Source organism: Brevibacillus sp. FIR094 (genome assembly GCF_050477165.1).
GTDB lineage: Bacteria > Bacillota > Bacilli > Brevibacillales > Brevibacillaceae > Brevibacillus.
Genome location: NZ_JBEAES010000017.1, coordinates 49205 through 64907, shown reverse-complemented (window position 1 = coordinate 64907; position 15703 = coordinate 49205). Strand labels below are relative to the sequence as shown.

Annotated in this window: 16 protein-coding genes and 1 pseudogene; 6 read left to right on the top strand and 11 right to left on the bottom strand. The window is 47.7% G+C overall.

All coding sequences use genetic code 11. The features are described 5' to 3' along the window. Nucleotides 1-31 precede the first annotated feature (31 nt). The 3 genes and pseudogenes from ACQ5DJ_RS16820 to ACQ5DJ_RS16810 form a co-directional block, all read right to left on the bottom strand. A pseudogene (locus ACQ5DJ_RS16820) lies at nt 32-1647 on the bottom strand (nitrite/sulfite reductase). Further along, nucleotides 1613-2425, bottom strand: coding sequence for a sirohydrochlorin chelatase (locus ACQ5DJ_RS16815; protein WP_429843485.1), 813 nt, complete (start codon nt 2423-2425; stop codon nt 1613-1615). The pseudogene ACQ5DJ_RS16820 and the gene ACQ5DJ_RS16815 overlap by 35 nt, the downstream one beginning before the upstream one ends. A gap of 177 nt (nt 2426-2602) precedes the next feature. After that, nucleotides 2603-3361: an arylamine N-acetyltransferase family protein gene (locus ACQ5DJ_RS16810; protein ID WP_429843484.1), complete on the bottom strand. Its 759-nt coding sequence runs from the start codon at nt 3359-3361 to the stop codon at nt 2603-2605. Nucleotides 3362-3509: 148 nt separating this feature from the next. On the opposite strand from ACQ5DJ_RS16810, the gene ACQ5DJ_RS16805 reads away from it, so the two are divergent. Continuing rightward, the gene (locus tag ACQ5DJ_RS16805; protein WP_429843483.1) at nt 3510-4391 is read left to right on the top strand and encodes a LysR family transcriptional regulator; all 882 of its coding nucleotides are present in this window, start codon (nt 3510-3512) and stop codon (nt 4389-4391) included. 45 nt (nt 4392-4436) lie between these two features. On the opposite strand, the gene ACQ5DJ_RS16800 is transcribed toward ACQ5DJ_RS16805, so the two are convergent. The 6 genes from ACQ5DJ_RS16800 to ACQ5DJ_RS16775 all read right to left on the bottom strand — a co-directional run bounded on the left by ACQ5DJ_RS16800 (nt 4437) and on the right by ACQ5DJ_RS16775 (nt 8700). Next, nucleotides 4437-5204: a potassium channel family protein gene (locus tag ACQ5DJ_RS16800; protein WP_429843482.1), complete on the bottom strand. Its 768-nt coding sequence runs from the start codon at nt 5202-5204 to the stop codon at nt 4437-4439. Nucleotides 5205-5351: 147 nt separating this feature from the next. After that, nucleotides 5352-5789, bottom strand: a complete 438-nt coding sequence (locus ACQ5DJ_RS16795; protein WP_429843481.1) for a DUF350 domain-containing protein — start codon at nt 5787-5789, stop codon at nt 5352-5354. A gap of 21 nt (nt 5790-5810) precedes the next feature. Continuing rightward, complete coding sequence (locus tag ACQ5DJ_RS16790; RefSeq protein ID WP_429843480.1) at nt 5811-7058, bottom strand: glutathionylspermidine synthase family protein; 1248 nt, start codon at nt 7056-7058, stop codon at nt 5811-5813. A gap of 4 nt (nt 7059-7062) precedes the next feature. Next, on the bottom strand, nt 7063-7320 hold the full coding sequence (locus ACQ5DJ_RS16785) for a hypothetical protein (protein ID WP_069847752.1): 258 nt from the start codon (nt 7318-7320) through the stop codon (nt 7063-7065). A gap of 11 nt (nt 7321-7331) precedes the next feature. Beyond that, a complete protein-coding gene (locus ACQ5DJ_RS16780; RefSeq protein WP_429843479.1) occupies nt 7332-7778 on the bottom strand; it encodes a hypothetical protein in 447 nt (148 codons plus the stop codon). Between the two features lie 145 nt (nt 7779-7923). Beyond that, nucleotides 7924-8700 (bottom strand): inositol monophosphatase family protein, encoded by a 777-nt coding sequence (locus ACQ5DJ_RS16775; protein ID WP_429843478.1) that lies wholly within the window; start codon nt 8698-8700, stop codon nt 7924-7926. A gap of 193 nt (nt 8701-8893) precedes the next feature. On the opposite strand from ACQ5DJ_RS16775, the gene ACQ5DJ_RS16770 reads away from it, so the two are divergent. Beyond that, entirely contained in the window at nt 8894-9271 is a 378-nt protein-coding gene (locus ACQ5DJ_RS16770; protein WP_429843477.1) for a hypothetical protein, read from the top strand. A 41-nt stretch (nt 9272-9312) separates the two neighbouring features. Here the strand turns inward: ACQ5DJ_RS16770 and ACQ5DJ_RS16765 are convergent, their stop codons facing one another. Then, a complete protein-coding gene (locus ACQ5DJ_RS16765; protein WP_429843476.1) occupies nt 9313-9801 on the bottom strand; it encodes a PaaI family thioesterase in 489 nt (162 codons plus the stop codon). Between the two features lie 221 nt (nt 9802-10022). Between ACQ5DJ_RS16765 and ilvD the strand changes: the two genes are divergently transcribed. The 3 genes from ilvD to ACQ5DJ_RS16750 all read left to right on the top strand — a co-directional run bounded on the left by ilvD (nt 10023) and on the right by ACQ5DJ_RS16750 (nt 13811). Continuing rightward, nucleotides 10023-11699, top strand: coding sequence for a dihydroxy-acid dehydratase (gene ilvD / locus ACQ5DJ_RS16760; RefSeq protein ID WP_144613338.1), 1677 nt, complete (start codon nt 10023-10025; stop codon nt 11697-11699). 132 nt (nt 11700-11831) lie between these two features. Further along, entirely contained in the window at nt 11832-12350 is a 519-nt protein-coding gene (locus ACQ5DJ_RS16755) for an ArsR/SmtB family transcription factor (protein WP_429843475.1), read from the top strand. Nucleotides 12351-12554: 204 nt separating this feature from the next. Next, nucleotides 12555-13811 (top strand): MFS transporter, encoded by a 1257-nt coding sequence (locus ACQ5DJ_RS16750; protein ID WP_429843474.1) that lies wholly within the window; start codon nt 12555-12557, stop codon nt 13809-13811. A gap of 139 nt (nt 13812-13950) precedes the next feature. Here ACQ5DJ_RS16750 and ACQ5DJ_RS16745 read toward each other — a convergent pair whose 3' ends face one another. Next, on the bottom strand, nt 13951-14451 hold the full coding sequence (locus tag ACQ5DJ_RS16745; RefSeq protein ID WP_429843473.1) for a C40 family peptidase: 501 nt from the start codon (nt 14449-14451) through the stop codon (nt 13951-13953). 447 nt (nt 14452-14898) lie between these two features. On the opposite strand from ACQ5DJ_RS16745, the gene trmB reads away from it, so the two are divergent. After that, complete coding sequence (trmB, locus tag ACQ5DJ_RS16740) at nt 14899-15543, top strand: tRNA (guanosine(46)-N7)-methyltransferase TrmB (RefSeq protein WP_429843472.1); 645 nt, start codon at nt 14899-14901, stop codon at nt 15541-15543. Nucleotides 15544-15703 lie beyond the last annotated feature (160 nt).

The window sequence follows — 15703 nt, the reverse complement described above, 5'->3', positions numbered from 1 at the left end:
CCCCCCTACCCTGGCTATACCCGCACAAGCATTACGCTGGTTGCAGAATGGAGTCAACCTGTGCTTGGATATGGGAAAGTCCTACCCGCTCCACATAGCGCCAGTATGGTTCGCCTTCCTGACGATCCGCCATGTACAGCGTGATCAATTGGGCAAGGAAAGGACCGAGTCTGTCCACAGTAATCCGCGCATTGAGCTTGCGGTTGAATTGCGGCTCCTCCAGTGTTCCGCCAACGTAGATGTCAAACGCCTCTACCATCCCGTTCGGTGTCTTGACCAATGCACCTTGCAGGCCGATATCCGCAATTTGGCGCTGACCGCAAGAATTCGGGCAACCGATCATATGAATGCGCAGCGGCGTTTCGAGGACGACCGTATCATCCAAATAGTGAGCCAGCGAACGCATCCGCTCCTTGGTCTCCACAATAGCCAGATTGCAATATTCCGTACCTGTGCACGATACGGCATACCCAACAAACGTATTGGGCTGCAATTTGAAACGGTTCACAATCATCGACTCATTGCGGAAAGCTACGACCTTCGCTTCGGGAATGTTGCGAATCAAGACATTTTGCGTGTTACAGGTGCCAATCGTTCCATCGCCATATTCGTCCGCCAGACGGGCAAGTTCATCTAGCTCCCCTGCATTCATCCGCCCAACGGGAACAGACAAGCCTGCGTAGTATAGTCCTGCTTGGCGCTGCTCGTGAATGCCGTAAAAATATCCACCATTCCAGCCCGAGGTTAAATCGATACCACCCGGCTCAAGCTCGCCAACCAGCTCCATTAATTGCTCCTTGAACTTTTCCGGTCCCCAGTCAGCGACCAAGAACTTAAGACGTGCATGGGTACGTTTTTGACGGTAGCCGAAATCGCGGAACAGAGTCGTAACTCCTGCCGCCACTTTGACGACCTCTTCTGGTCGCACGAACACATCCAGTTGCTTCGCCAAGTATGGCTTCGCTGACAAGCCTCCACCTACCCATACATGAAAGCCGATTACTTCCTCGCCAGCCATGACTTTTTTGGCCGGAGTGAAAGCTAGGTCGTTGATTTGCGCATGCGCGGCATTATGAAGATTGGCAGAAACCGATATTTTGTACTTGCGTGGCAGATTGGAGAAGTCACGATTGAGCAAGAAAAATTTTCCAGCTCCGCTACGATAGGTCGCGTATCCAGCACTTCATTCGGATCAATCCCTGCCAGTGGGTTCCCCATGATTTGCCGCGGGCAGTCTCCACATGCTTCAAAAGAGGATAGTCCCACTGATGCGAGCCGATCAAAAATGTCAGCAAGCGATTCGACCGTGAGCCAGTGAAATTGCACGGCCTGACGTGTGGTCACATCCACCAGATCACGTCCATAATCTTCCGCGATATTGGCGAGCACCCGAGCTTGTTCGCTGCCCAAAATGCCTCCAGGTATGCGTACGCGCATCATGAAGTGGCCGTCCTTTGGTCGCTGCTGATAGACTCCTGCCCATTTAAATCGATCCATCTCAGAAGATTCAATCGATGCGAAGCCTTCTTTGGAATAGGTGTTTACGATCGTTTCGATGACATCCAGTCCGTCTTTTTCCAGCTTCGTAAACTCCATTTTGTTGAGGGATGGATCAGCAGCCCACTTCCACTGCTTTCTCTCTGCCATGCTCGTACATGCTCCTTTGTGTGAAGATGTCAGATACCAATGCCATTCGAATCGATTGGCTCATCCAGTCTGCAATCAGGGGGTGGGGCAAGTACGCGCTGCCCTCATAGCGATAAGCCAAGCCTGCAAGCCGTTTCGGGATTGCTTGTCGCGTGAAATAGCCCTGGCTGACGAACAGTGGAAGCACGAGGACATCCCCTTTTTGTGCAAGTGTACAGGCTTGATCGTACAGTGTATCGGGCCTTAGTGTCGCATATCCGGCAGCGGCAAATGCATAGCGGTTTTGCAAACGGAATGTCAGACGCAAGAGTAGCTTTTCCCAGCGCTCATGACATCCAGGCAAGTCACTGCCGTGCCCGACGAGCAACAAAGCCTCCTGACTAGGCAAGCGTGATAGACTTGCGATTCGCTCTGCCACGATCTGCTCAACGTTTCCGTGATCCTCCAATGGCGGACACCAGAGAATTCTTGCCTGAACCGGAATGCGAATCAGGTCTGCCTCTCCTGTCGGCCACGGGTCTAGTCCAAGCATCGCGCGGATTTCTCCTACGTGATTGCTTCCTGCCGTAGCGAATAGGGGAACGACGACAATCGTTGTCGCTCCTGATGCTTCCAGACGTTTCACTTCATCGCTGATGCTTCGTCCTTCCACTCCTCCCAAGTAAGCTACCCGAATTGGCAAATCAGTGCGGCACTGCCAAACGGCTGATTCCACCAACGCCAACCAGTCAGGATCAGGTGAACCGTGAGCAATTACCAAAACCGCTGTTTTCGCCATCGGATAATCCCCTTATCAAAACTTATTTTGTAATTCATATATGTTTACTCGGAATTATAATTGGGATGGATTGCCTCGTCAATAACAAAATCTTTTGAATGGGTAAAACAACAGCCACCCTATTTCGCGGATGGCTGTTGTATCTAATTGTATCTTCTTAGACTATGGCTCCTCTCATCAAATGGAGAAGTGAAAGTAGCGACGAACTGTTTCCTCTATCTCATGTTCTTCCAGTTTTTCTTTTGTTTTCTCTTTTCCGTTGACGATGATCAATGTGTTTCCCAACAAGGTGATACGCCCCGTTTCCGTCACTCTCGAAAGGAAATACACTTTGTTGAACATGGACTCAGGGGATGTTTCCGTTAGCACACAGATTGGATGGATATTTTCAAAGTTCCACTGATTGGAAGGTTCCTCAAAACGATATTGAGTTTCCCACTCTTCATCGCTCTTCTTTTGCATGTAGTAGAGCGATTCAGCTTCATCCTTATAGACACGGTAAATACCATCACTATCAACAACCTCATCTCCACTCAGTGGAACAGGAAGCCGTGGTGAATTTCCGCCAAATCCTACATCCACCAAGTATGGCATGTTATCTAGCGGTACGATGTTGAACATATGGGCGTTTTCAAGAGCCCAGACTCCATTTCCTACATATACGGTTCCTGCCATCAGATATGGCTCAAAACCCAATTCCTTTAGCAAAAAATAAAAGATTCCGTTTAACTCGTAGCACACTCCGCCCTTCTCTGCATGGACAATTTTTTGATAAAGATCCCCTTCACGCAAAGAGAGAGGTTTACTTGCAAGAATGTCGAGATTTTCAAAGTGAACGTTGAGTACATGCTGTTTTTGAAGATGGGACAAATACGCGACATTCAGCTCACTCTGCCTCTTTGCCTGAATACGTTCTAAATATTTTTGCGTGTCCATCTATCTTTTACCTCCATTTATACACTTAATTGTTTGTAATGTTTTGATTCGTACTTACATTGTAAGATTGATCATTGATAAATAAAAATATATATTTAATTATCATATTAATAACCTTGAATATATCAATATGAGGTGGAAACGTAAGATGGAATTGCTCCAACTCAAGTATTTTCAGACAGTTGCTCGTACGGAACATATGACAAAAGCAGCACAGGAACTCCGCATAGCCCAACCAGCTCTCAGTGTTACCATCGCACGTTTGGAGGAAGCATTGGGGGTACCTTTATTTGATCGGGTCGGGCGACAAATCCGCCTGAATGTTTTCGGAAAAGCTTTTCTCAAAAAGGTGGATATCGCTCTTGGGGCATTAGAAGATGGGAAACGCGAAATTTCAGACCTCGCTGGATTGGAACGTGGAAGTGTTCTGTTAGCTACAACAACCTTGAATCGGGTATCTGAATTACTGGCACCTTTTCTATCCTTATATCCTCACATTAACTTTCGCATAACCCAAGCAACTACAGACGAATTGAAGGTTCAACTGCTCGAAAAAGGTGAAATCGACTTTTGCCTCGCTACTTCCTCGATTGATCGGCCGGGAATCTGTAATCTGCCCTTATTGACAGAAGAGATCGTACTGGCAGTGCCAAGTGCGCATCGTCTCGCAGGCCGCCAGCGTATCCACCTCAGTGAAGTAGCAAATGATCCGTTCATTAGTCTAAAACCAGGCTACAGCTTCCGCGAAATCACCGATAATTTCTGTCGAGAGGCTGGTTTTATACCCAATATCGTATGTGAAGGGGACGAACCGGCAGCCATCAGCGGCTTGGTACGCACTGGCCTTGGTGTTGCTTTTTTACCAATCGCCGCCAAAATAGAATTGCCACCGCTTACGCTCCTTCATATTGAGGAGCCTGTTTGCCACTGGACTCCTCATTTGGTATGGCATGAAAAACACTACTTGTCACTTGCTGCACAGGCTTTTCGCGAATTCGTGGTGCAGTATTACGTTCAAGCAAAACAGTAATCTCAACAAAAAAGCTGCCAGGCCTAATCCCTGACAGCTCCTCCCTTATTCTTCACTCTTTTTCCTCGTTCGACGATACAGCAAATCCATACTTTCTTTGAGCGTCTCATACTCGTGCTCGGTCAAGTTTTCGATCTGTTGGATATTTGCGATCGTTTGCTTTTTGATCTCTTCGGTCAAGCGATCTTTCTCATCCGGTCCTTTGCTTTCATGTGTCTCTGTCCAATGCGTAGCAAAATTCGCCGTCAAAGCTCCAAGCATTCCGATCCCCGTTATCATCAAGATCGTCGCCATGATCCTTCCTCCTGCCGTCACAGGCGAAATATCACCGTAGCCGACTGTCGTGGTTGTCACAATCGACCACCACAACGCATCCGGGAAGCTTTTGATGTTCTCGTTTACACCGTATTCGAGCAAATAAATAGCAGTCGAGCTCCACAGCATGATGATCGTGACGACACCAACTACTTGACGCATCGGGCCTGATCGAATGATTCCCAACAAAAACGGTGAAGCACGCACGATACGTACCAGCCGAAGCACACGCATGATTCTGGCTAAATACAAATAAGAGTCCAATGGAATCATTGCGATCAGATCGAACCAGTTGGCAATTACGAATTTTCGTTTGTCTTTCGCCCTCCATAGCCGGAACAAATACTCGACAATCAGCATGATGATCAGCCCATTGTCTACCTTGTGCATCAGTTCATCAGTCAACAGAGGGTGATTAGAGAAGTCTGCGAACAACAAGATCGCATACGTAATCACTAACATAATGATAAAAATCTCATACATGACGCGCCAGAACAAAAAGACTCCTCCCTGTGCTCATAAGTGCTTGCTCCAAATATGATCTGTTCCGCATCGAAAAAGAGGCGAGAACCTGAAGCGGGAGGAGCCAAATGTAGAGAACCTACACGAGCACCAGACTTCGGAGGTGAACGCCTCTTTCCATGCTTAGTAGCTGATCAGCGCAGCCATCAACAAGCCCGCTGCAATACTCAACCGCGAAGCGAAAATACCGACGGATACGTTCCCGTTCGGAATTTCAGACACGACTTTAAATGGTGTGATCCATTCGAACAAATAAAAAATGATGACTTGAAATACCATTCCTACAATACCCCAGATGACTAAATCCCACAAGTTAACGGAGTGGTATACAGCCGAAGCGAGGACGATTGCCAAACCGATGATTTTCCCTCCCAAATCGTGCGAGGCCGCTTTTGCCGCTGCCATTTTCTTCGGATCGTCAGTCTGTGCTCCCTGCTTGATCAGATCAAACTCCTTGTAAGGAGTCGTAATTGTAAACACAAAAATCCCCACAGCCAATATCGGAATGGTCACTGCCAAATACGCTAAAAAATTCAATACGTAATCCAATTGTCCCAACATGTAAATTGTTCTCTCCTTTCGCTACTTGTCTAAGCCGACCGGCAAATAATAGGATAAGTTGTTTGTAATCGGTCCCCCGACACGGGCTACAATTGCTGATGCCTCTGTGCCGATCCAAAAGGACCCCCAGAGTAGCCGCCCAGCATAAGCTCCCTTCATCGTCTGAACCGTTATCTGTGGAAGCTCTACCCGTTTCTGATAAATCATCGGCTGCTCCCAGTAAAACTCTTCCTGATCCTTCTCTTGCAGCGTACCATCTGATGCAAACAGCATGACACCGCCACCTTCCCGCCCAAAAATCGGCTTCGTGACGTAGTCATCCCTGCCTGCAAACCGATTTTCAAAATAAGTCGGCAGCATATAAGCTTCGATGATCGCGTGTTCCTCTTCTGTAAAAAACTCATTCGCTTCATGCAAGTTCCAGATGAGTGCCTGCAAAGCCTTCGTCTGAATGAGAAACGCAGAAGGAGGATTAATAATGGCGAGTTTTTTGCGGGCAATCAACGAAAGCACATGCTCACCAGTCGGGTAGCCATCTTCATCCTGTTCTACCGCCAGCTTTTCCAAAGCATGCAGACGGTATAGCACATCGACTGGCAGTAGCTCCTCATTCTCCTTTACATAGAGGCGATCTTGCCAAACACGCAAATGCTCCAAAGCAGCAAACCGGGCAGACAGACCCGATTGGTTCAATAAGTACAATGTCGTTCCCTTGTCTTCCTCATGCCAGTCGAGCGAGCTAAACCAGATAGAATCCGTATCATAGCCCTGTGCCCGATACGCGTCGACCACCTTGCAGAATGCCGAACGCAACTGCTGCTCCATCCCTTCATTCGGATCCTCGCGCAGGAAATGGCGACAAGCACGACCGTTCACATAAAAAGCCTCGACGATTCCTGTAGGGGTATCGCTGTTGCACTCAAGCATCTTCAATCCTTCTGTCGTCTGGGCAAAATCAAAGCGTCCAATCACAGTCGGCACTGTTTGGGAAACGACGATCCTGACTGCTTGCAAAGCCTGCTTTGGTACTCCTAGTTCCAACAACAGGGAGTCCTCTGCACGCTGCAATATCGGAACGACCTTGGTAAAGATTTGCCCAAGCCGCTCGGTTGCCATCGCGATTTCCTCTCGAAAGGAGGGAGAGATCAGGTGGATATCATAAAGCGCATATTCCTCGCCATACATCCAATCCCAGGTAAATACGCCCTCTTTCCGCATAGGACCATACAGCGCCTCTCGTTCTCGTCGGTTATGGTCTTCCACTTTCATCACCTCACCCGGAGCTGGAATAGCCCGAGCTGCCGATACCGCCCTTGGAGCTGCTCGTGCTTATCCCGCTCGATACTCCGGATTTGCTCTTGTAAGACCTGTAAGTAGAGCTCGATCCCCCACTGCTGCTATCGTCACAATAGCCGTCATTGTCATTATCGTAGCAATCATCATCATAGTCGTCCCCGGAAGAACAACCGCTGATCGCAAGTGCAGCTGCGACGAACAGACCGACTACTTTCTTCGATTTCGTTTGTGCCATTTTTCTTCCTCCTACACTGGCTTCGCGTAGTAAATATAAACTTGCCGATCTTCATCCACCTCGGCTGATGTCTTCTCCCATTCCCGTCCATTTACGTACAAATAGTCGCTTTGCAAATGTAAGAGAGCATCGTCATCGTCCTTGAAATAAAACGTGTGTACGAGTGGATAAACGCGTGCATTTTCTTGATATTCACGCATTTCGATCTGGATGCTGCCCCAGCGTGCAGACACAGCCTCCGCGTAATCGACAGCTTGCTCTTCTGTTGAGCGCTTGACGTAAATGACATACGTGCCGTTTTCGATTGCACAGGACGTCTTTTCATAAACGCCATGCCCCTTCACCAAATAATCGCAAGCGAAACGTAAGGAAACCTCATCTTTGTTCACGTTATCGTAGTAAAACAGAACAGGGTATCCCCTCGCCTCATCCAGCAGCCGATATTCCATTCGTGCCATTTTTCTCACCTCTTTTACCTATCACAGAATAGCAAATCATTCGCAACAATTTTATACGTGCGCCGAAACATTTGGTTGCCAATAAATGAAAAGAAATCCAGCAGAGCCATAAACCACTACATAAGTCCTGCTTCTTTTGTTCCCGTTACTGTCGAATCATAGCGCGAATGGTTTCATGCAAAGGTCCGTTGCTCGCCACGAATGAAGGAGTGTGATCTTGTTGGAATGGCTCATGCTCATACGGTTTTCCAGCCCAATCCGTTATCGTTGCACCCGCTTCCTGGGCAATAACAATTCCGGCGGCCACATCCATAATATTGGAGCGTTGCATCACGATATAATCGAGCCATCCGTTTGCCAACAAGCACCAGTCCAGTGCAGGCGCAATATTTCGCATGAGACGCTTGGTCTGGAAGACAAACGGTTCCGTAAAAGCCCTCTCTTCTTCCTTCGTTACCGTGTCGCGTCCACGGATGTACGTACCGACTGCACGTGTGAGGTCTTGACGGTTATTGACGTTCAAACGTTTTCCGTTCAAATAGGCTCCTTTTCCTTTTTCCGCCCAAAACATTTGACCCGCTACCGGATTGTAGACGACGCCCAGCACGAGCTCGCCCTTGTGCTGCAACGCAATCGAGATCGAGAAATACGGATAGCCGATAAAATAGTTATTCGTTCCATCTAAAGGACCGATAATCCACAGATACTCTTCCTCGCGGGAAACCATTCCGACCTCTTCAGAAAAAATGGTATGTGTCGGGAAGTGGCGATGCAGTACCTCAATGATGCACCTTTCACTGCCTTTATCCTCTGGCAGCTTCACGTCGTTATGCAATTCCTCATCGGGCACGAGCTGTTCGAGAAAACGTTCCTTCAAAAACGCACCTGCGACACTTGCTGCTTCTTTTGCAATTTCGATCATGACATTTTGCTCCTTTTTCTGTTTTGAACAACCTTCCAAATAAGAGTTCAATAAGTCGGCTTTTCAGCACCAAGAAGAATTCGCTTTCTGGACTACTTCGTGATCAAAAGACGACTTTTTGAACAACCTTCCACTTGCACTTGTACAGGAAAGATTACTATCATAGAAAGACACCCGAAGGAGGGGGATAAACATGAACACCGACTTCATTCGGCTGAAAAATATGGAAGGTGAACTCAAATTCACCCAAATGAACAATAGCTACGGCTTCTCTGTCACCACAAAGGAGCTCGTTTTTTTCAAGCCACATATGACCTACCATTTATTTTTGCAGGATATCATCAGCATGGTCCCGATGAAGCTGGACGCTAGCCCTATCACGTTTCGGCATCAGAGTGAGACGGTTCATGCCTCATTTGGTTCCGATTACTACAAGCTGACAGCCAAATGGGCGCGGATTGTTTCGCGATCCGGTATCCTCGAAAAAGAAAACATGGAGTTTATCGTGCCGCTTTCCACCAAAATGCTCACTTATATTTCGGAATACAGTGGTCTCGTTGTCATCAAATAACACCCTTGACCCTCGCCTTTTTGGTGTGGAGCGAGGGCTTTTTATTTCCCATCATTTCCGGATAGCACAATGAACGTTCCTGTACCATGGGCGATCCGCCTATCCCGATCATCGTAGACACTGCCCTCCATGACGACCAACGTGTTTCCACGATGCAAAAAGCTCGCTTCTGCGCGTAGCCGCTCCCCTATTCCTGGAAGCAAATAATTGATCTTCAGCTCTGTGGTCACTGCATATTGATTGGGTGGCAAGGACCGATTGATCAAGGAGCCCATCGTTGAATCGATCAAAGTCGCGAGAATTCCTCCATGAACAACTCGACCTGAATTATGCATAAATGGGGTCAGAGGCAATTCGAAGCGATACGACTGTCTTTCTTCGTCGATGAACTCTCCCTTTAATCCAAGAAACCCAGAGATAAACGCGCTATTCCGTTCCCGCTTCTGATGAATGGCAGCAACAGCCAGCTCGAGAATGCGGCGCTCTTCTTCATTCCCGTCCGACCAGATGTTTTTCAACTCATCTAACATTTTGTTCACTCCAACCGAAATAGAATCGATTCTTCTATTTTATCCCAAACAAGCTGATTTCGCTATGATTCCTACGCTTATGCCAATCGAGATCTGCTGTCCGAACCATTCGAGACTGAGCAAATGTTCAGACTTTTACGGTTGTTTCTGTTATTAAAAATTGATAAGATAGTTCAAAACATAAGACAGGCATTATCCGTATGGGAAGGGAGTTTTTTAAATTGGCCAGACAACGAAGTGACATGATCAAAAAAGGATTCGACCGCGCACCCCACCGTAGCTTGCTTCGTGCAGCAGGTGTAAAGGATGAGGATTTCGATAAACCGTTTATCGCCATTTGCAACTCGTACATCGACATTATTCCAGGTCACGTACACTTGCAGGAGTTTGGAAAACTGGTCAAAGAAGCCGTTCGTGCTGCTGGCATGGTTCCATTCGAATTCAATACGATTGGTGTTGACGATGGAATTGCTATGGGACATATCGGGATGCGCTACTCCCTCCCGAGCCGCGAGATCATCGCAGACAGTTTGGAAACCGTTGTCGCTGCTCACTGGTTTGACGGCATGATCTGTATTCCAAACTGTGACAAGATCACACCTGGGATGATCATGGGCGCCCTTCGTGTCAACATTCCAACCGTATTTGTAACCGGTGGTCCTATGAAAGCCGGAAAAACGAGTGATGGTCGCTCCATCTCACTTTCCTCCGTATTCGAGGGTGTGGGAGCGCACCAAGCAGGCTTGATCAACGACCAGCAACTCGAAGAGCTGGAGCAATATGGATGCCCGACTTGCGGTTCCTGTTCTGGTATGTTTACAGCGAACTCAATGAACTGTCTGCTCGAAGCCATCGGATTGGCTTTACCTGGAAACGGTACCGTACTCGCTGTCTCTCCTGAACGTCGCGAGCTGGTACAAGCATCTGCTGAAAAACTGAAAAATCTGATTGAACGCGACATTAAGCCACGCGACATCGTGACACTCGAGGCAATCGACGATGCATTCGCACTCGACATGGCGATGGGTGGGTCAACCAATACAGTTCTCCATACACTGGCTATCGCACAAGAAGCAGGCATCGAATACCCGATCGAGCGCATCAACGAAGTAGCGAAGCGCATTCCGCATATTTGCAAGCTGGCACCTTCCTCTGACTACCATATCGAGGATTGCCACGAGGCAGGCGGCGTATCAGCAGTTCTGAATGAAATCGCGAAAAAAGCAGGCGCGATCCATCCAGATCGCATCACCGTAACGGGCAAAACCCTCGGTGAAAACTTCGCTGACGCTGAAATCAAAAACGATCAAGTCATTCGTCGCCTGGACAACCCGTACAGCGCTTCCGGCGGTCTCGCTGTTCTGTTCGGCAACCTGGCTGAGCAAGGCTCGATCATCAAAACAGGCGGTGTCGATCCTTCTATTAAAAAGCACGAAGGTCCAGCGATCTGCTTCGACTCCCAAGAGGATGCTCTGGCAGGAATCGCTGCTGGCAAAATTAAATCCGGTCACGTTGTCGTCATCCGCTACGAGGGACCTAAAGGCGGCCCAGGTATGCCAGAAATGCTGGCTCCTACCTCACAAATCGTGGGTATGGGCCTCGGAAAAGAAGTCGCTCTCGTTACAGACGGACGCTTCTCCGGTGCTTCTCGCGGGATCAGTATCGGTCACGTGTCTCCAGAAGCCGCCGAAGGCGGTCCAATTGCCTTCGTACAAGACGGAGATATCATCTCGATTGACCTCGAGGAGCGCACGATGCAACTGCTCGTGGATGAAGCCGAGCTGGCTCGCCGCAAAGAAGACTGGAAAGAATTCGAGCCGAAAGTAAAAACTGGCTATCTGGCTCGTTACTCCAAGCTGGTAACGAATGCGAGCATGGGTGGTATTTTAAAAATCTAGTGTTGCAGTAAAGGCAAAACCCTTCCTCTGTGAATCACCGTCACTCAGGAAGGGTTTTTGTATTGACTTTTCCAGCGATTCCCTTCTACAATCAAGTTAATAAAATTTAACTGGTTAAAAGGATTGTGATATATGTTGGAGCAAAAGTCGATTTTTATCATCGAAAACTACGATCAGCTAAAAGTAATCAGTGACCCGTTACGTACGAAAATGCTGATGCGTCTGGTGGAAAAGCCGCACACGGGGCAACAGCTCTCACAACTTTTTGGACTTTCCCGCGCGAAGATTCTCTACCACCTGCGTGAGCTGGAGAAGCACGGCATCATCCAGTTGGTTAAAAAAGAAGAAAAGGGTGGCAACATTCTGAAATACTATCAGGCGGTGGCAAGAGGCTTCATACCCGCTGATCATTTGCTCACGTATACGGAGTCGAAAGAGGCTACCAGGCAATCCTACGTCGAAGTCTTGCAACGGGCGAAAACAAGAGCGCTCAGTGCTCCTGAAGAAGCCTTTGCGCTGACGTCAACGGAAGTCGAGAAATGGCCACGCATCTCCCTACAGTCTGAAGTCAGAGTCAGCGAGCAGGCGTTTGTATCCTTTTGCAAAATACCGGAACCTGCTCCACGAATTGCAGCAAAGCTCCCTGGATGACCCATCTTCAAAGCAGGATTACTACCTGATGATTACGGGATTTCAAATTGATGAACCCCTTTTTAAAAGGATGGACAGGAGTAACAAAGGAACATGTAATACGATAATTCTACATGTGTATGAAAAACCTATTCGAGTAGGTTTTTCTTTCGGACATACGGTTAATATTTTTTAACCAGTTAAAAATAAGGAGAGTTGATTTCTATGGAAGCTGTCCCCAAGCAATCTAGCCTTCCCTCGGCGGATACACCCCGCTTGTTTACGAAACCTTTTACCCTTCTTTGGTTGTCTGCTCTTTGTTCTGGACTCAGTATCTCACTCTTTCTTTTCTCGCAAACCTGGTATATCATCCAGGTTTTATCTCAGGAGGCCTCATTAGGCATCGTATTTATGGCGGCAACCATTCCCAGGATCGTCTTCATGCTCATAGGCGGAACGCTCGCTGATCGGATGAGCAAAAAGAGAATTCTAGCGATCTCCAGCATGTTGAAAGCATTTTTGATGCTGTTGCTTGGAGGAATCATCTGGTGGGGGTATTCCTCGCTTGCGCTGTTTGTTTGGTTCGCTTTCTTCTTCGGTACCATTGATGCCTTTTATTGGCCAGCTCAAAATTCGTTTATGCCGTCAATCGTACCCTCTTCTTCCCTTTTGCGTGCGAATTCGGTGCTGCAAACGACAAACCAAACCTCACAGCTCCTCGGACCTGTTCTTGCCGGCTTTGTGATTGAGTGGGGAAGTTACCCCTTTTTATACGGCTTTGTTGGGCTGCTTCTTCTGGTTGCAAGTGTATCCGCATGGTGCATGCCGAAACAGGAACCAGCCGTTCTTTCAAAACCAGAGCAAAGGCTCAGGGAATCGATAAAGGAAAGCTTCTATTATGTCAGACAATCAGATTTCCTTCCCTTGCTATTAACCTCCATCATCTGCCTGAACGTATTTTTGATGGGCCCCTTATACATCGGCTTGCCGATTTTTGTAGATCAAGTGTTGTCTGGTTCTACCCTGCAGTACAGCTTTTTGGAAGGGGCACTCGCCTTTGGCATGCTTGCCGGTGCAATCGTGCTCGCACTCACGACACTGGGTCAAAACAGGTTGCAGATCGCCTTTCTTTTCATGATGATGCAAGCGCTTGTCTTCTTTGCTTTTAGTCTCACTCAACAGTTCTGGCTAAGCTTGCTTATTCTTTTTACGCTTGGCGTCACGTTTTCTCTCATTAATATTCCGATTCTCTCTTTTGTTCAGGAAAAGGTACCACAAGCCTCGTTGGGGAAAGTCATGAGTTTGGTCTCGCTCTCCTCTTTAGGTTTGCAGCCGATTTCACAGGCGCTGACGAGTCTTTTGATCGCATTCGGACTGACGGCAAAGGAAGTGATGTTGCTTGCCTCCATCCCCCTCTTCCTTGCATCCTGTTTCTTTTATTGGCGGCAAAAGTACGCTCGGCCTGCAAAGAGATCCGATTGAGTTTTGCGCGAAAGCAAAAAGGGATGATCTGCAAAGGATCATCCCTCTTCTCTATCGTATTTACAAAACTTGCATATTCACGCATCGCAACTTTACAGTGTGCGAGGCGTATTAGTAAGTAGAGAGCCAGACGAGTAGATTACAAGACTCGCCGTGCCGAAACGAAGCGCTTTTCCCAGGACGTGCCCTTAAAGGTCGAATACGTCACTCCTGGTTTTCCATATGTATGTAAGAGTTTGTTGTTGCCTGCATAAATCGCCACGTGTGTAATCCGTTTGGACGTCGTCGTTGTACTCGCCTTGAAGAACACCAGGTCTCCTTTTTTCAGGTTCGACTTGGACACACTCGTTCCTACCTTGGCTTGATCGCGAGAAGAACGTGGTATGCTCTTGCCGACTGCTACTTTCAATACGCGCTGGGTAAAGGAAGAGCAATCAAATACGGCTGTGGTATTACTGCTTGCACCGAATTTATAAGGAGTACCCATATACTTTCTTCCCGTGGCAATGACCTTGTCCGCCTTGGATTGGGTCCATGCAGCCTCGGCTACATTTTGCTCTCCTGGCAGTGGAGCGACAATCGATGTGACTCCTAATGCTACTCCCATTACGATTCCTATGAGGGCTTTATGTAATTTCATGCTGTTCATCCTCCCTTTTCTTTTGAAAAAGATCCCTGCTCAACAAGGGACCATTTTATGCAAAGTTTGGCTGACTTCTCACTTGTTCTCTACTTTACCAAAGCCCACCCTCTATGAAATTACCAAAAACTTACCAAAAACTATTTTTTCAACTGGATACGATTACCGCTTGACGCTTTCACGCTTGATTTAACAGGCGCTCCTCAAATTTCCAGTCTATTTTCTTACCATAATGTCCCTCTTAAATTGGCAAAATTTATCCAGCGCCCATTTATTAAAACCCGCGTCACACGTGACTTTTGTCCTAGTTCCTTTTACAAAAAACCCCTTTTCCCTCCTTTTTCACGTACTCTGCCTCTGGAATCTCTCTTTCCTTTCTTCTCTCTACTTGCAACTAGCAGGGAGTCATCGTAAAGTAGATAGGAGTTCGTTTTGAAGGAGGCACATATGCGACTGCGTAACATTCCAGGTGCCGAAGCGGCCCTGAGAGAATATCCGACGTTCGTAGACAATCCCCTTTCCTATAAAGGAAATTGGAAGGAACGCTTCGGGAATAACAATCCGATTCATGTGGAGATCGGCTGTGGAAAAGGACGTTTCATTAATACACTGGCCGAGCGTCACCCTGACATCAATTTCATTGCGGTTGAACTGAAGGCGGAGGTCGTTCTGCGCGCTGTCCAGCGTACAGAGTACAAAGCTGTTCCGAATCTGGCCTTTGTCCAGTACGACGCTTCTAAGTTGACCGAGTTGTTTGCCGATCACGAAATTTCTTGCATCTATCTGAACTTTAGTGATCCGTGGCCAAAAACCCGTCATGCGAAACGCCGTCTTACTTACAAGAGCTTCTTGAACACGTATCGTCAGGTACTTGTGGCAGACGGCGAGATTCATATGAAGACAGACAATGAGAACCTTTTTGAGTTTTCACTCAACCAATTCGCTGCGGAGCGCTTCCAGATGCGCAATATCACCTTTGACCTGCATCAGTCCAAGCTGGCGGTAGATAATGTGATGACGGAGTACGAGGAGCGCTTTTCTTCTCGTGGGCAGCGCATTTATCGGGTGGAAGCGAGCTGTGTGATTAAGTAGACCCTGGTTTGAGTCAACATAGGGGAGGAGAAGAAAAAGCACAGCTCTCTTCGACTCTGACACGCCAGCAGCTTTTTCTTCTCGCCAGCTTTGTTGGTTCATCGGTACTTTTTAAATGCCTATTTAATACAAAAAGACCCTCCGCACTCTCAAGTAGGTT